This window comes from Lacticaseibacillus baoqingensis (genome assembly GCF_003946165.1).
Classification (GTDB): domain Bacteria; phylum Bacillota; class Bacilli; order Lactobacillales; family Lactobacillaceae; genus Lacticaseibacillus; species Lacticaseibacillus baoqingensis.
This window is the reverse complement of the sequence record NZ_RHOI01000005.1, coordinates 25360-41797: the sequence shown is the minus strand read 5'-3', so window position 1 is coordinate 41797 and position 16438 is coordinate 25360. Positions and strand designations below refer to the sequence as shown.

Sequence of the window (16438 nt, the reverse complement as noted above, 5' to 3'; positions counted from 1 at the left end):
GGCAGTGTCGTGCGTTCGGTAAATCACCGTTACATGCTATACTGGGAAAGAACAGGAAGGTGAACCAAGTGCGACTATTAATGACCATATTCGGCCCAGTAACAGGAGTCGGCTTCATCATCGCGATTTTTTGGCAGTGGCGGCGTTTGACCCATGAGCGCAAGGTTTTTTTGACGGCGATCGACCGTTCTGCAATGGGGTTGTGGGCAGGGTTGATCGGCGGCGTCGGCAGTGCGATCGTTGTCAGCTTGATCAGCATCGGGGCAGGCTTGCTGCTTCCAGCAAGCGTCTTGTTGAGCTTGACGCTGTTATCAATCGTGGCCTTGCTGTTATCAGGCTTAGGCTACGCGCCTTGGTGGCTGGCTTTGGCCGGCATTGTAGCGGCACCGCTGGCAAGATGGCAACATTGGCCAGTGACTGCACCGAGTGAATGGGCTTGGCGGCTGTTGGCGTTGATCGCGATCGTGTGGCTGATCAATGCGTTGTTGTTAGCCGTGATCGATCCGCCGATCGATGTGCCCACGATCAAGATGGGTAAGCGCGGTGCAAAGATCGCGGTGTATGATCATCGGCAATTTTACTGGCTGCCTTTGGTCATGCCGGTGAGCGGCGGGATGTTGGCGGCTTTGCCTTGGTGGCCGACGCTTGCGATCGGGGCGACGCATTTTAGCTTGATCGGCTTGCCATTGATGCTAGGCGCAGCGCTGCGGACTAAAAAACAATTACCTAAGCACGTTTTACGACGCTGGGCATGGCAATATTTGGCGGCTGGCGGCGTGACGCTGTTAGCTGCCATCGCCGCTTGGGTCACCCCTGATTTTGCGCAAACCTGGTTGCTGATCTTGGCTGGCAGCGGCATTATTTTAGGGCTCGTCAACGCTTTGACGACGCGCGGCGGCATCAATTACGTTTCACAAACCGGGACAGGCGTGCGGATCGTCGCCGTGCAGCCGCAAACGCCGGCAGCGAAAATGGGACTGTTGGCAGGGGATGTGGTGTTGCAGTGCAATCAACTGGCAGTGCACAATTCGGCACAACTTTACGCTGCGATCCAGCTGCATCCCACATATTGTCGCCTGCGAGTTTCAGGGTTGGATGGTGAGATCCGATTATGTGAAACAGCGATTTATGAAGGGGCCCCACATGAATTGGGCATGATTACTTTTGCGGAGGAACTCGAATGAAAAAGATCCTTGTGGTAGACGATGAACCAGCGATCGTGACGCTGTTGCAATATAATCTCGAAAAAGAGCATTTTGCAGTGACGACAGCTGGTGATGGCGAAACAGCGTTGACCTTAGCCTTACAAGAGCCGTTTGATTTCATTATTTTAGACTTGATGCTGCCGAAACTCGATGGTTTGGAAGTGACCAAAAAGATCCGCCGTGCCGATATTGCCACGCCGATCATGATCTTGACCGCCAAGGACTCTGAAACCGACAAAATTGTCGGCTTGGAGCTAGGCGCAGATGATTACGTTACCAAACCGTTTTCACCGCGCGAGATCGTTGCGCGGATCAAAGCCATCGAGCGGCGGGTGAATGGGCAAGACTCGCCATCAGCAGCTGCCCCAACGCCTACTGCCAGCGCCATGTTGACTGTCGGTGAATTACAGATCGACGCCGACAATTATCAAGCGACCAAACGCGGCCAACGCCTGTCTTTGACCCCTAAGGAGTTTGAATTGCTGGCTTTTTTTGCCAAACGAGTCGGGAAGATCTTGTCTCGTGATGCGTTATTGAATGGCATCTGGGGGTTTGAATATCCTGCAGAAACGCGCATGGTCGATATTCAAGTGTCCCATTTACGCGATAAGATCGAAGATGATCCCAAACATCCGGTTTATATCAAAACTGTCCGGGGTTTTGGTTATCAAATGGAGGTTCCTCATGAGTAGTCGCATAAACCGTCAAGTGATCTGGTCAAGCCTGCTGGCAATAGCAGGCTTTTTCATCATCATCGTTGGCGTCGACCGGTTGTTGTATCATCAACAAACGGCACATCTCAAAGCGGTGTATCAAACCTATTTAGATCTGGATGAAAAAGCCTCTGCGACTTTAGCCAAGGATCAAGCGGTGGTGATCACGCCATTAGTGGGCAAACCGCAAACGCAACGGCAAAAGTTGATGCAAGACTTGATCGATCGCGAACGGACGATCGTCGGCCGGCAGCCAGTCGTCGTGCGGGTGGGTCAAACCAATGAGCAGCTTTACATCGCTGAGCGGCAACACAACCACTTTGTTGGGTTGTGGCAGCCCAAAGCAACATTGGCGCGCGTTGCGCCCACGACTATGGTGTGGTTTACTTCTGGGTACTGGCTGGTGATGTGCGGGTTGTTGGTGTGGAGTTTGCGCCGGCATCGGTATTGGACCGGGCATGTGGCGACGATGACGCATAATATTGCGCGCATTCGGACAGAACATAATGTCAGCCCGATCATCTTGACCCCAGGCTCACCGTTTTTGGCGATGGGCACAGAGATCAACCGCTTGGAGCAAACCGTTGCCCATTTGCGCCAAAAAGTGCTGCTGCGTCAGGCCAGCTTTGACCGGTTGATCGATCATTTACCCCAAGGGGTCATGTTGATCGATGCGGACCGCAATGTTTTATTGAGCAACCAAGCAATGGCGACGTTTGTGGGCCATCCGATCGCCCCAGATGAACATAATTATCTTGATGATGTCAAAACGTATGGTCTGGCGCGGATGATCGAACATACCTTCCGCAATCAAAAGAGCCATCATAAAGAAATGACCATGTTAAACACGCAGCTGTCCGTTGATGCCAATGTGATTGCCTTAAAGGCGCATGCCGATCGTGAACAAGTCTTGGTGATCTTGTATGATGTGACCTATTTGCGGCAAGTCGAACAAATGCAATTAGATTTCGTCGGCAATGTCAGTCATGAACTCAAGACACCAGTGACGGCTATTTCTGGGTTTGCCGAAACCTTATTGGCAGGCGCCAAGGATGATCCTGCCACGTTAGAGCAATTTTTGACGATCATTCATGATGAAAGTACGCGCTTGACGCAGTTGATCACGGATATCTTGACGTTGAGCCGGCCTTCAGACGCACCGGCCAAGCATACCGCAGTTGATCTTGCTGGGTTGGTCAAGCAAGCGCTGACGAGCCTTGCAGAGCCGATCGCAGAAAAAGCGTTGACCGTTGATGTGGCGATCCCTGAAACGCTGACCATTCAAAGCGATGATGTGAAGTTGTCGCAAGTGGTCCGGAATCTGCTGAATAACGCCGTCTTTTATAATCGCGAACAAGGTACTGTGACCGTCACGGCCACCACTGCGGACCATCAATTGACCCTCAAGGTGGCGGATACCGGCATCGGTATCGCAACCGATGATCAACAACGGATCTTCCAGCGCTTTTATCGTGTGGATAAAGCCCGCAGTCGGCACAATGGCGGCACCGGGTTGGGCTTGGCGATCGTGGCTGAAATGGTGCAGCAGCTAGGCGGCGACATCGACTTACACTCGCAAGTCGGGGTGGGCACGACCTTTACGGTGACCTTGCCGTTAGCATGACTTTAGACTCGCGTTTTGCGTTGGTTGGGCGTAAGCTAAGGTTGGGAAACGCTTTCATTTAGGCGAAAGGCGTGTTTTTCACCCAAAAAGGTGGGTTTTACGCCTTTTTTACACACGCCGACGTTAACATTTACAGTGGCTTGGTACACTGAGTGACGATATCGATACGGAGGTACGACGTGAAAAAACTTCTCGGCATTTTCTTCGCCGCCTTGAGCATGGTCACTCTTGCGGCGTGTGGCGCACAAGATAGTAGTGGTGAATCGATCACCGCAGTAGGTTCGTCTGCGTTGCAGCCATTAGTCGAGGCTGCGGCAGAACAATATCAAAGCGATCACCTCGGGGTCTTCATCAACGTCCAAGGCGGCGGCAGCGGCACCGGCTTAAGCCAGATCCAACAAGGCGCTGTTGAGATCGGAAATTCTGATCTGTTCGCTGAAGAAAAGCCGGGGATCAAAGCAAAATCATTGGTCGATCATCGCGTTGCGGTGGTCGGTATCACCCCCATCGTCCATCGAGGGGTGGGGGTCAAAAATTTGACGGTGACTCAGCTGCGGCAATTATTCACCGGTGAGATCACGAATTGGAAGCAAGTAGGCGGCAAAGACCTGCCAGTCGTTGTGGTCAACCGCGCGCAAGGGTCAGGGACTCGTGCCACGTTTGAAAAATGGGTGATGAATGGGCGCCAACCATTAGCGGCGCAAGAACAAGATTCGACTGGCATGGTCCGCTCGATAGTTGCCAGCACGCCAGGGGCGATTTCTTATGTGGCGTTTTCGTATGTGGACAAGACAGTCGCCACATTATCGCTTGCCGGCGTTGCGCCAACGGAAAAAAACGTCACCACCAATGCCTGGCCGATCTGGTCCTATGAACATATGTACACCAAAGGCCAGCCCACTGGATTGACGCACAAGTTTTTGACATATATGCAATCTGAGCAAACACAACAACGCTTAGTCGCTAAAATGGGTTATATTCCCATGACCGCGATGCAAGTGGCACGTGACGCTCAAGGTAACGTGGTTCGCAAGTAGGAGGCGCTCATGGATCCCATTAAAGAAGCAATGCTGCACCGTTCCCATTCAGCTAAATTAGAGCGTCGCGGTCATTTGATCAGTTTGGCCTGTATCAGTTTGATCGTGGTGGTCGTTTTGGCGATCTTTTTCTTCGTTGCTTCGCGCGGCTTGGCGACTTTTTTTACGAATAAGATCAACCTCTTCACTTTCTTGACCAAGAGTACTTGGGCCCCGGCAGTCAAAGATGCCCATGGGATCCCGCAAGTAGGGGCGTTGCCGATGATCGTCGGCAGTTTTGGGGTCACGTTCTTATCAGCGGTGGTGGCAACGCCATTTGCTGTCGGCGCGGCGATTTTTATGACAGAGATCTCCCCAAACTTAGGCAAGAAGATCCTCCAGCCGGTCATTGAGTTATTGGTGGGCATTCCCAGTGTGGTTTATGGGTTCATCGGCTTATCTGTGATCGTACCGGTGATCCGAACGGTTTTTGGCGGTACCGGATTTGGGATCTTAGCCGGGACGTTTGTGTTATTCGTCATGATCTTGCCTACGGTCACGTCGATGACTGTAGATGCCCTCAAAGCAGTGCCGCGGCATTATCGCGAAGCCAGTTTGGCACTTGGCGGCACCCGATGGCAGACGATTTCGCGCGTCGTTTTGCGCGCGGCGATGCCTGGGATTTTAACCGGGATCGTTTTTGGGATGGCCCGAGCTTTTGGGGAAGCCTTAGCGGTCCAAATGGTGATCGGCAATGCCGCATTGCTGCCGAAAGATCTGATCAGTCCAGCGTCGACTTTGACTTCGGTGTTGACGTCGGGGATCGGGAATACGGTGATGGGTTCGCTGGAAAATAACGCCTTATGGTCGCTAGCGCTGCTGCTGTTACTGATGTCTTTGGCGTTTAATCTGTTGATCCGCTGGATCGGGAAGAAAGGGGAGATGAAATAATGTCTGCAAAAGCCATTGATAAAATGATGACAGGCGTGTTGTACTTGATCGCAGGCATTATCGTCTTACTCTTAGCCGGATTGTTGGGTTATATTTTGGTTCAAGGGCTGCCGCATGTCTCTTGGCATTTCTTGACCAGTCCGGCCAAGTCTTTTGAAGCTGGCGGCGGCATCGGCATTCAGCTGTTCAATTCGTTTTATCTGTTGCTGTTGTCGATGGTGATCTCAGTGCCGCTGGCATTAGGTGCAGGGATCTATTTAGCTGAATATGCGAAGAAAAATTGGCTCACCGATGTGGTGCGGACTGCGATCGAGATCTTGAGCTCTTTGCCTTCTGTGGTCGTTGGGTTATTCGGTTTTTTGGTATTCGTGCTACAATTCAAATTTGGTTTTTCGATTCTTTCAGGCGCGTTGGCGTTAACGATGTTTAACTTGCCATTGTTGACGCGCAATGTTGAAGACTCCTTGCGCCAAGTTGGGTTTACGCAACGCGAAGCGGGTTTGGCATTGGGGTTATCCCGCTGGGAAACCGTTGTGCATGTCGTGATCCCAGAAGCATTGCCAGGGATCTTGACCGGGATGATCTTAGGTGCCGGGCGAGTCTTTGGTGAAGCGGCGGCGTTGATCTATACAGCAGGGCAAAGCGCTCCCGCACTGAATTTTGCTGATTGGAATCCGCTGCACATCGCCAGTCCTTTGAATCCCTTTCGGCCGGCAGAAACGTTAGCCGTCCATATCTGGAAGATCAATTCTGAAGGGATCCAGCCCGATGCGGCTGCCGTTTCTGCCGGGGCATCTGCCGTTTTGATCTTGGCCGTGCTCGCCTTTAATCTTTTGGCGCGTTGGGGCGGCAACCGGTTATATAAGCGGATGACTGCAGGCTAAACACCATTGCAAAAGGAGCAATCATGCAAAATTATTCACTCGATGATACCTATATCAAAACGCTTGATCCGCAGACGCATGAATTAGCCGTCACGACCAAAGACCTGCGCGTCTTTTACGGGGATAATGAAGCGGTCCATGGCGTTTCGCTGCCATTTGAGCGCTATAAGATCACGGCTTTGATCGGGGCTTCTGGGTCAGGCAAGTCGACATTTTTGCGCTCATTGAACCGGATGAATGACAACATTGAAGGCAGTCGAGTGACTGGCGAGATCATGTATCGCGGCGTAGACATCAACAGCCAAGCCGTTGATGTCTACGAAATGCGCAAGCACATTGGCATGGTGTTTCAGCGGCCAAATCCGTTTGCCAAGTCGATTTATGACAACATTACCTTCGCACCGCGGCGGTTTGGCGAAAAACGCAAGGAAGTGTTAGATGAACTGGTGGAAACCAGTCTGAAACAAGCCGCTTTATGGGATCAAGTCAAAGACAACTTGTATCAAAGCGGGTTATCGTTGTCTGGCGGCCAGCAGCAACGGTTATGTATTGCCCGCGCGATCGCCATGAAGCCTGACGTGTTATTGATGGATGAGCCGGCGTCAGCGCTGGACCCGATTTCAACGTCTACCGTTGAAGACACGCTGATGGCATTAAAAGAGCATTTCACGATCATCATTGTGACCCACAACATGCAACAAGCGGCGAGAATCAGCGATTATACGGCGTTTTTTTACTCAGGTCAGGCGATTGAATTTGATGAGACGCGCAAAATCTTTACACGCCCGAAGATCAAGGCAACAGACGACTATGTTTCGGGCCATTTCGGCTAGTGGCTAAGGGGTAATTTATGGCAAAAGAAAAAGTGATCACCAGCAATGACGTGCACTTATATTATGGTGATTTTGAAGCGCTCAAAGGGATCGACCTAGACTTCAATAAAAACGAGATCACCGCGCTGATCGGCCCATCTGGTTGTGGGAAGTCCACTTATTTGCGCACCTTGAACCGGATGAATGATCTGATCCCAGGGGTGAAGATCACCGGCGATATTCGGTTGCGCGGTCAAGATATCTATGCGTCTTCGCAAGACGTGGTGCAGCTGCGCAAGCAAGTTGGCATGGTCTTTCAACAACCGAACCCATTTCCTTTTTCGATCTATGACAACGTGGTCTACGGGTTGCGGCTAGCAGGGGTCAAAGATCGCGCAGTATTAGATGAAGCGGTTGAAACTAGCTTGAAACAAGCGGCAATTTGGGATGAAGTCAAAGATAAGCTGCACGAATCCGCCTTATCATTGTCTGGCGGTCAACAACAGCGCGTGGTGATCGGCCGGGTACTGGCGGTGCAGCCAGAAGTGATCTTGATGGATGAGCCGACCAGTGCGTTGGATCCGATTTCAAGTACCCAAATCGAAAATATGTTGTTGGAATTGCGCGGCCAATACACCATAATATTAGTAACACACAACATGCATCAGGCTTCGCGGATCTCCGATAAAACGGCTTTTTTCTTACAAGGACGCTTGATCGAGTTTGCTGAGACCAAAACGATCTTTTTGGATCCCAAAGAGCAAGAAACGTCAGATTACATTAGCGGCCGTTTTGGCTAGCCGGCTGACGATGCGCCTGGTGCGCCAAAGGAGGAATTATCATGCGGCGGTTATTCGAAGACGAGCTCAATGACCTGCACGTCCGCTTTTCAGAGATGGGGATGATGGTCAATGAGGCCATTTTCAAATCTGTCAGTGCGTTCATCAACCATGACAAAGCCATGGCGCGTAATGTGATCGCAGAAGACAAGCATATCAATAAACGCGAAGTCGACTTAGAAAAGCGCAGCTTCGAGATGATCGCCTTGCAACAGCCAGTCACGACTGATCTGCGGATGATCGTCACGGTGATGAAGGCTTCTTCAGATTTGGAGCGGATGGGCGATCACGCGGTATCGATCGCTAAGTCAACGATCCGGGTCAAAGGCGAGACTCGAGTCCCGGAAATCGAAAAAGAGATCGCGGCTATGGCGGCAGCCGTCAAAGAAATGGTTGCCGAAGTCTTGGATGCGTATGTGAAAGAAGATGTGCAGCGCGCCCGTGAAATTGCGACAGAAGATCACGGGATCAATGATTTTTCCAAGCGGATCTATGCTGATTGTATCCAACGGATGCGAGAGGATTCAGAAACGATCGTTGGGGCAATGGATTATATGCTGGTTTCGTCATACCTCGAGCGGATCGGAGATTATGTGACGAATATTTGTGAGTGGATCTTGTATTTGCGGACAGGAAAATTATTGGAATTAAATTCCAATGCGAGCGAAGATGGTTTTTAAATAGCTGTCCCTAATTGCAAATTTAAACAGTGCCTCCTGACGACTCTAAATAAGTCGTGAGGGGGCACTGTTTTTGCCTGGCTGGCTTTACAACTTATTTGCAATATATACCGAACGATGACCGTATCTTTACACAAAAACGTCCGATATTTTTACGCAAAACGATTAAGCTATGAAGTGTACCAAGGATGACAGGACAAGGGGAGATTAACATGAAAAAAACAGTATGGCTGACACTCGCATTAGCAACCACCGCAGCGGTGACGCTGCTTGCCGGGTGCGGTGGGCAATCTGCCACTAAGTCGACTGATGCGGCTGCAAAATCAAGCAGCCAGTCGGCAAAAATCGTTGCTGTGGGCTCTACTGCCTTGCAACCATTGGTAGAACAAGCCGCCAGCGCTTATCAAAATGATCATCCAGAAGTGAAGCTGACCGTGCAAGGCGGCGGCAGCGGCACTGGCTTGAGTCAAGTGGTCCAAGGCGCGGTGACCATCGGCAACTCTGACATTTTTGCCGAACAAGGCAAAGGCGTGGATGCCAGCAAGCTGGTCGACCACCAAGTCGCGGTGGTTGGCATGGCCCCAGTGACCAACAAAGACGTCGGCATCAAGGATCTCAAGATGAGTCAACTCCGTGATATCTTTACCGGCAAGGTGAAAAACTGGAAGCAAGTAGGCGGTAAGGATGAAGCCATCACCGTGGTCAACCGCGCGCAAGGTTCAGGCACGCGGGCAACGTTTGAAGCAGCAGTGCTTGACGGACAAACTGCTTTGACCTCGCAAGAACAAGATTCTAATGGTACCGTTCAAAAAATTGTGGCGCAAACCCCAGGGGCGATCAGCTACCTCGCATTTTCTTATGTGAAGTCTGATGTGCAAGCATTGCATATTGATGGGGTCGCACCAACGGCTAAGAACGTGGCGACAAATGCTTGGAAAATCTGGTCGTATGAGCATATGTATACCAAAGGCAAACCTGATCAAGCAACGGCTTCATTCCTGAAGTATATCAATTCTTCGGCGGTGCAAAAATCGTTAGTGACGAAATTAGGTTATATCTCCATCCACGATATGCAAGTGCAAAAATCCGCAGACAATCAAGTGACAAAGAAGTGATCTGAGGAGGTGAGGACATGACTGTCCTTATCTGGATCGGCGCGGCGATCATCGCTGCAGCCATCACTTATTGGGCGATGCTAGGCAAAGCCCAGCAATTGATCGCCCGCAAACATCACCGCTAAGCTTGCGACTCTGGCTGACAAGCCACTAATTGTCAGCTAGAGTCGTTTGTTTTTGCGCTTGGCCAATGGGGTATCAGTCGTCTGTCCGATGTGCCTAGAGCAAAATCAACCTTAGGACCTATGCAATCAAATCGGGAAGCAGTCATACTAGACTTACACAAGCAAGCCAATTAGGTGGAGGTAATCTCATGAATGAACGTGAACGGATTCTCGATTTGGTTAAGCAAGGCGTGATTACAAGCGAAGAGGCCTTGGTCCTTTTAGAGAACCTGGCGAAGGCAAAGACCTCTCAAGAAGATCAAGCACATCCTGACCAATCACAGGCTGATCGTGACCAGCCTCAACCACAGCCACGATCGCAAGCCGATGATGAAGCGGCTTTGACGGCATTGAACACTCAGATCGCTGAAGTGGCAGGCAGTTTAGATGCTGCAGTGGCGCAAGATAAAAGCATCGCCGCCAAAATCACAGCCAATGACGAGCAGATCATTGTGCTCGACACCATGGAAGATTTAGACACGCTGACCGAAGCAAAATACCAAGAACGCGGTGAGCTCAAGCAAGAAAATCAAAAATTACAAGCACAACGCGAGGCATTGACCGCGCAAATTACCGACTTGAAGACGCAACTGGCAGACCTTAACCGGCAAAAACGGCAATTGACTAAGCAGCGTTTTACCGACAAAGTGTTACCAGACGATTGGCAAGACCAAGCCAAAGATGCGCTGAACGATTTAGGCAAAACAATGGAAAGCGCCACTGGGCAGATTTCCAGTTTGATGAAAAAGACGATGAACAACGTCTTGGATAATGTTGATTGGAAAGATGTCACGGTCAAAGTCCCAGGCTTGGCAACGGAGAAGTTGACGCACACCTTCACGTATCTCAACTCGCAAGCCAGTGTTTTGGATTTGAAGGTTGCCAATGGGGATGTGACGTTGCGTACTTGGGAGCAAAATGATATTCAAGTCGATGCCACGATCAAATTATTTGGCAAGATGCCAGCCGACACCCCGCTGGATGCTTTCATCGACCGCAGCCGGATCGATGTGAATGATGATCATTTCGTCTTTCAGGTGCCGAATCGGCGGATCCAAGCTGATTTAGTTGTTTCCTTGCCCAAGCGGGTCTATGATCATGTGACGGTCCGACTGCTCAATGGCGGCGTCCAAATGCAAGGGGTCGAAGGCAAAGATTTCTATGTCAAAAACGCCAATGGCGACATGAACTTCGCCGGTGTCAAGGCGACGATGCTAGAGACTCAAGGCGTGAATGGGTCTTTTAAGGTCAACGGCGGCGACATCCATGAGCTGCTGATAGAAACCGTCAATGGGGATATCAAAGTCCACACCACCCCGGACACGCAGTCTTTGCAAACCGTGAATGGCACGGTGAGGATCACCTTGGATCATGATTTTGAGAAGCTGACTGCCAGTTCGGTTAACGGCAATGTTAAATTAGCGGTACCGCAAAGCATCGCCTTGAATGGTGATGTGAAGACCCGTTTTGGCAGCGTTAAAAGCCGCATGAGCGGGTTGGCTGCGCCGACGAAAAGCAAGCATGTGACGCTAGATCGACCAGGGACTGGCGAAGGGGTCGTGACGATCACCACAACCAGCGGCAACATCCAGCTCAAGGATGCTGACGACTAAGGATTAAGTGAAGGAGAACGACTATGCCATTTTTATTGATCCCGATCTTTTTGATCATCATTGGCATTGTGATGTTGATGATCATTGCGATAGTCTTAGGCTTGATCCATCTGCTGTTTTGGCCGGTGGTGATCGGGTTGCTGATTTGGTGGCTGTTGCGGCGTAAGCATCGCCAAGGCTATCGTGCGCACACGCGCACGCATGCGGATTGGCAAACGGGTTTGCATCAGCGTAAAGAGGCCCATAACGTCCATGAAGAGACGCAACGGTCACACCATGATGATGATTGGAGCGATTTTTAGTGACGTTTATCCGTAAAGTTTTACTCACCACGATCGTCTTTGTGTTATATGCCCAATTCTTCCCAAGCCAACTGTATGTTGCGGGTTGGGCAACGGCACTGGTCGGTGCATTAGTGCTAGGGGTGCTTAACGGGTTGATCCGCCCGATCATCAAATTGCTGTCACTGCCTTTGACGATCTTGTCTTTTGGATTGTTTCTCTTTGTGATCAATGGGTTTATGCTGGAGATGATGACCTGGTTCGTCGGTGGGATCGCGTTTTCTGGCTTTGGCAGTATGATGCTGTTAGCCTTGGTGATCAGTTTGGTGAACTTATGGTTTGGCGAATCAAGCGACTAAGCGACTGGCTCAAACAAGCGACTCAGCAAGCTCACTGGATGGTGAGTAAAGCTGAGCCGTTTTTTTGATGAAGCGCAAAGCACGGCGGCTTGCCGTGAGCGCCGTAATTGGAATGAGGAGGCAAAGCGGCTTGCAACCGGTTGCCTCTGTTAAGTCGCCGCCAGGGATGGTAAAATTGAACTAACTATGGGAAAGACAGGTGGAGACGATGGCAGATAGTGTAACGGTCGCGCAGCTGGTGACCGACGCGCACCTCAATGTGCTAAGCGGTGAAGAGTATCTGGAAGAGCGTCGAATCGTCGTGAGCGATATTTCACGTCCGGGACTGGAGCTGACTGGTTATTTTAACTACTATCCGCATGAACGGATCCAGCTTTTTGGCCGTACGGAAAATGCGTTTGCCGGGAATATGACCTCAGAAGAACGTTTGACGATCTTGAAGCGGATGTGCGCAGAAGACACGCCAGCGTTTGTTGTTTCGCGAGGAATGGCGCCTTTGCCTGAAATGACGACTGCTGCGGCTGCCGCGCATATTCCGGTTTTAGGCTCCAAGCTGCCGACGACGCGATTATCCAGTTTGATCACTGACTATCTGGATGGCCGCCTGGCAGAACGGCGCAGCATGCACGGGGTCTTGACGGATATATACGGCCTTGGGGTGTTGATCACGGGTGATTCTGGCGTTGGCAAGTCGGAAACAGCCTTAGAGCTGATCCAGCGCGGACATCGCTTGATCGCTGATGATCGCGTGGATGTCTATCAACAAGATGAACAGACGATCATTGGTGAAGCGCCACAGATCTTATCGCATCTGTTGGAGATCCGCGGCTTAGGGATCGTCGATGTGATGAACCTCTTTGGGGTCGGTGCCGTTCGGGAAAAAACCTCTATCGATTTGATCGTGCACTTAGAAGCATGGACGCCAGATAAGCAGTTTGATCGCCTAGGGTCTGGTGAGCAAAGCCAGCAGATCTTTGATGTGGCGGTGCCTAAGATCTCGATTCCAGTGAAGGTCGGGCGCAACCTCGCATCGATCATTGAAGTTGCGGCGATGAACTTCCGGGCGAAGTCCATGGGCTATGATGCGACAAAGACGTTTGAACAGAATCTCAATAGTTTGATTCAGTCCAATTCAGAAGAATGAATTGTATGCGTGGGTGTAAAGCGCGGGTATTAGCCGGCGGTTTTTGCACCCACGTGTGCGTTAAGGAGTGAAGACATGTTAGCAGCGTTGAATCCGATCGCCTTATCGATCGGGGGACTAGAGATCCATTGGTATGGTATTATCATTGCTTGCGGGGTGTTGCTAGCCGTGTGGTTGGCTATGAAAGAAGCCGTGCGGCGCGGGATCAATGATGATCACATTATGAATTTGGTCTTGTGGGCGTTACCGTTTGCCTTGATCGGCGCACGGGCGTATTATGTGGCATTTGAATGGCCTTATTATGCCGCTCATCCCGGCGAGATCATTGCGATCTGGCATGGCGGGATCGCGATCTACGGCGCCTTGATCGCCAGTGTCATCGTGTTTTTGATCTATTGTCGAATCAAGTGGCTGCCAGCTTGGCTGGTGCTTGATATCGCCGCGCCTACCGTGATGATCGCACAAAGTATCGGACGTTGGGGCAACTTCATGAATCAAGAAGCTTTCGGGGCCAAAACGACACTCGCTTATTTACGCGGGTTGCATTTGCCTGAGTTTATCATCCAGCAGATGAATATCGGCGGCGCTTATCGCCAGCCTACGTTTTTATATGAGTCATTATGGAATTTGACTGGGTTTATCTTACTCATGAGCATTCGCCATCATCGCGGGTGGTTCAAGCAAGGCGAGGTCTTTTTGAGCTATGTGATGTGGTATGCGTTTGGGCGCTTTTTTGTTGAAGGGATGCGGACAGACAGCTTGTATTTGATGCCGGGTTTGCGGGTCTCGCAAGCGTTGTCGATCATTTTGTTCGTAGCGGCCTTAGGCTTGGTCATTTATCGGCGCCGCCAAGCGACCGATTGGTATCTTGATGGGGATCCGCTGACGCGGGTCAATGCTTGAAAGTTGAAGGAGGAACGGATTTGGTTAAGAAAATCGCAGTTTTAGGGGCCGGTTCATGGGGGTCTGTGTTGGCCAATTTGTTGGTTGAAAACGGGCAGCAAGTGGCGTTGTGGACGCACGATCCTAAACAGATCCCAGAAATCAATACACAGCATACGAACCAGCACTACTTACCAAATTTTCAGTTTCATCCCGAGCTGCGAGCGACCGTTGATCTCAATGCGGCAGTAGCTGATGCTGATGTGATCTTGTTTGTCGTGCCGACCAATGCCGTCAGAAGCGTGGCCGAGCAGGTGCGCCCGTTATTAGCGGCTAATGGGACGCAACCGATCATCGCCCATGCCGCCAAAGGGTTGGAACGCGGCAGCAAAGCCCGGGTCTCACAAGTGTTGGCGGATGTGCTGCCAGCGTCTTTGCATAGCGGGATCGTGGTGATTTCCGGGCCTAGCCATGCCGAAGATGTCGCGACTAAAGACATCACGACGCTGGCGGCGGCGTCAGAATCACTGGCGGCAGCCACTGCGATCCAAAAGCTGTTTATGAATCCGTATTTTCGGTTGTATACCAATAGCGATGTGATCGGCGTCGAATTGGGCGCGGCGTTAAAAAACGTGATCGCCATTGGTGCCGGGGCCTTGCATGGGTTGGGCTATGGCGACAACACTAAAGCCGCATTGATGACGCGCGGGTTAGCGGAAATGACGCGGTTGGGCGTCAAACTGGGGGCTGATCCGATGACCTTCATCGGCTTGTCTGGCGTCGGGGATCTGATCGTGACTTGTACGAGCGTGCATAGCCGCAACTGGCGAGCCGGCAATGGCTTAGGCCAAGGCCAAACCGTGCAAGCGGTATTGGCCAATATGGGGATGGTGGTTGAAGGTTATTCAACCGCGAAAGTGGTCCATGAACTCGCCGCTGAATTAGGCGTGGAAATGCCGATTTCCGAAGCCATTTATCAGGTCTTATATCAAGACGCACCGATTCGCGAAGTGATCACGAATTTGATGCAGCGTGCAGGCAAGCCGGAGTTTGATTTTCAAGTGACCGGTTTACAAAAGTGAGCATATCGGTTATGATAGCTTACAAAAGGTAAGCAAAGGAGAGATTACATGCCAAAGTCTTATGATGTGATTGTGATTGGTGCAGGTCCTGGGGGAATGACGGCGGCATTATATGCGTCCCGTTCGAATCTCAGTGTGTTGATGTTGGACCGCGGGATCTATGGTGGCCAAATGAATAATACTGCGGAGATCGAGAATTATCCGGGGTTCAATTCGATCCTTGGGCCAGATCTTGGTCAAAAAATGTATGATGGGGCGACCCAATTTGGGGCTGAGTATGCATATGGCAACGTCACGGCCATTCGGGTCAACGGTGATTTGCGTGAAGTGGATACTGATGAAGGCAACTATGTGGCCAAAGCGGTAATCATTGCGACAGGCGCGGAACATCGCAAGCTCGGGATCCCGGGAGAAGAAGATTACAGTGGGCGCGGGGTTTCTTACTGTGCGGTATGTGATGGCGCCTTTTTCAAGGATCGCGAAGTGGTCGTGATCGGCGGTGGTGATTCGGCGATCGAAGAAGGGACTTATCTGGCACAATTAGCCAGCAAAGTGACGATCGTTCATCGGCGCGACAGTTTGCGGGCGCAACAGATCCTGCAAAAGCGGGCTTTTGCCAATCCGAAGATCAATTTTGTTTGGAATGCAGATACAAAAGCCATTCTCGGTGATGAGAATAAAGTCACCGGCGTGCAGTATACCGATAAAGAAACCGGCGAAACCCATGTGATCCCTGCCAGCGGGGTGTTCATCTATGTCGGCATCATGCCATTGACTGAAGGCTTTGAATCTGTTGGCATCTTGGATGAAGCCGGCTGGATCCCAACAGACGAAACCATGGCGACTAAGGTGCCAGGGATCTTTGCGATTGGTGATGTGCGGGCGAAAACGCTGCGGCAGATCACGACCGCTGTTGGTGATGGCGGCCAAGCAGGCCAAAGTGTCTTTGATTATATCCAATCGTTACAAGACGCAGATCTAAAAGTGAACGCATAAGCTTGAATGGCCATCTCCCGTGGCAAACGGGGGATGGCCGTTTTTTTTACGGATGTTTAAGCGTTTTCGGACGTATTT

General features: G+C 51.0%; 17 protein-coding genes. All 17 read left to right on the top strand.

Annotated elements, in window-relative coordinates; genetic code table 11:
• The first annotated feature begins 68 nt into the window (after window positions 1-68).
• On the top strand, window positions 69-1184 hold the full coding sequence (locus EKM91_RS02945; protein ID WP_125749545.1) for a PDZ domain-containing protein: 1116 nt from the start codon (window positions 69-71) through the stop codon (window positions 1182-1184).
• Entirely contained in the window at window positions 1181-1897 is a 717-nt protein-coding gene (locus tag EKM91_RS02940) for a response regulator transcription factor (protein WP_125749541.1), read from the top strand. Before EKM91_RS02945 ends, EKM91_RS02940 begins: the two co-directional genes overlap by 4 nt.
• Window positions 1890-3542 (top strand): two-component system histidine kinase PnpS, encoded by a 1653-nt coding sequence (pnpS, locus tag EKM91_RS02935; RefSeq protein ID WP_125749538.1) that lies wholly within the window; start codon window positions 1890-1892, stop codon window positions 3540-3542. Before EKM91_RS02940 ends, pnpS begins: the two co-directional genes overlap by 8 nt.
• A 197-nt stretch (window positions 3543-3739) precedes the next feature.
• Window positions 3740-4579 carry a phosphate ABC transporter substrate-binding protein PstS family protein gene (locus tag EKM91_RS02930; protein WP_274379971.1) on the top strand — a complete coding sequence of 280 codons (840 nt, stop codon included), beginning with the start codon at window positions 3740-3742 and terminating at the stop codon, window positions 4577-4579.
• Between the two features lie 9 nt (window positions 4580-4588).
• Complete coding sequence (pstC, locus tag EKM91_RS02925) at window positions 4589-5509, top strand: phosphate ABC transporter permease subunit PstC (RefSeq protein ID WP_125749535.1); 921 nt, start codon at window positions 4589-4591, stop codon at window positions 5507-5509.
• Window positions 5509-6393: a phosphate ABC transporter permease PstA gene (pstA, locus tag EKM91_RS02920; RefSeq protein WP_125749532.1), complete on the top strand. Its 885-nt coding sequence runs from the start codon at window positions 5509-5511 to the stop codon at window positions 6391-6393. The genes pstC and pstA overlap by 1 nt, the downstream gene beginning before the upstream one ends.
• Before the next feature lie 23 nt (window positions 6394-6416).
• A complete protein-coding gene (gene pstB, locus EKM91_RS02915; RefSeq protein WP_125749529.1) occupies window positions 6417-7226 on the top strand; it encodes a phosphate ABC transporter ATP-binding protein PstB in 810 nt (269 codons plus the stop codon).
• Window positions 7227-7243: 17 nt separating this feature from the next.
• Window positions 7244-8005, top strand: a complete 762-nt coding sequence (pstB, locus tag EKM91_RS02910; RefSeq protein WP_125749526.1) for a phosphate ABC transporter ATP-binding protein PstB — start codon at window positions 7244-7246, stop codon at window positions 8003-8005.
• A gap of 41 nt (window positions 8006-8046) precedes the next feature.
• Window positions 8047-8724 (top strand): phosphate signaling complex protein PhoU, encoded by a 678-nt coding sequence (phoU, locus tag EKM91_RS02905; RefSeq protein WP_125749523.1) that lies wholly within the window; start codon window positions 8047-8049, stop codon window positions 8722-8724.
• A gap of 212 nt (window positions 8725-8936) precedes the next feature.
• A complete protein-coding gene (locus EKM91_RS02900) occupies window positions 8937-9839 on the top strand; it encodes a phosphate ABC transporter substrate-binding protein (RefSeq protein ID WP_125749520.1) in 903 nt (300 codons plus the stop codon).
• Between the two features lie 313 nt (window positions 9840-10152).
• Window positions 10153-11616: a daptomycin-sensing surface protein LiaX gene (gene liaX / locus EKM91_RS02895; RefSeq protein WP_125749517.1), complete on the top strand. Its 1464-nt coding sequence runs from the start codon at window positions 10153-10155 to the stop codon at window positions 11614-11616.
• A 23-nt stretch (window positions 11617-11639) separates the two neighbouring features.
• Window positions 11640-11918, top strand: coding sequence for a hypothetical protein (locus EKM91_RS02890; RefSeq protein WP_125749514.1), 279 nt, complete (start codon window positions 11640-11642; stop codon window positions 11916-11918).
• The gene (locus EKM91_RS02885; protein WP_125749511.1) at window positions 11918-12256 is read left to right on the top strand and encodes a phage holin family protein; all 339 of its coding nucleotides are present in this window, start codon (window positions 11918-11920) and stop codon (window positions 12254-12256) included. Before EKM91_RS02890 ends, EKM91_RS02885 begins: the two co-directional genes overlap by 1 nt.
• Window positions 12257-12464: 208 nt before the next feature.
• Window positions 12465-13400 carry an HPr(Ser) kinase/phosphatase gene (gene hprK / locus EKM91_RS02880; RefSeq protein WP_125749507.1) on the top strand — a complete coding sequence of 312 codons (936 nt, stop codon included), beginning with the start codon at window positions 12465-12467 and terminating at the stop codon, window positions 13398-13400.
• Between the two features lie 75 nt (window positions 13401-13475).
• The gene (lgt, locus tag EKM91_RS02875) at window positions 13476-14303 is read left to right on the top strand and encodes a prolipoprotein diacylglyceryl transferase (protein ID WP_125749504.1); all 828 of its coding nucleotides are present in this window, start codon (window positions 13476-13478) and stop codon (window positions 14301-14303) included.
• A 20-nt stretch (window positions 14304-14323) separates the two neighbouring features.
• Window positions 14324-15364, top strand: coding sequence for an NAD(P)H-dependent glycerol-3-phosphate dehydrogenase (locus tag EKM91_RS02870; RefSeq protein ID WP_125749501.1), 1041 nt, complete (start codon window positions 14324-14326; stop codon window positions 15362-15364).
• A 48-nt stretch (window positions 15365-15412) separates the two neighbouring features.
• Entirely contained in the window at window positions 15413-16360 is a 948-nt protein-coding gene (gene trxB / locus EKM91_RS02865) for a thioredoxin-disulfide reductase (protein ID WP_125749498.1), read from the top strand.
• Window positions 16361-16438: the final 78 nt, after the last annotated feature.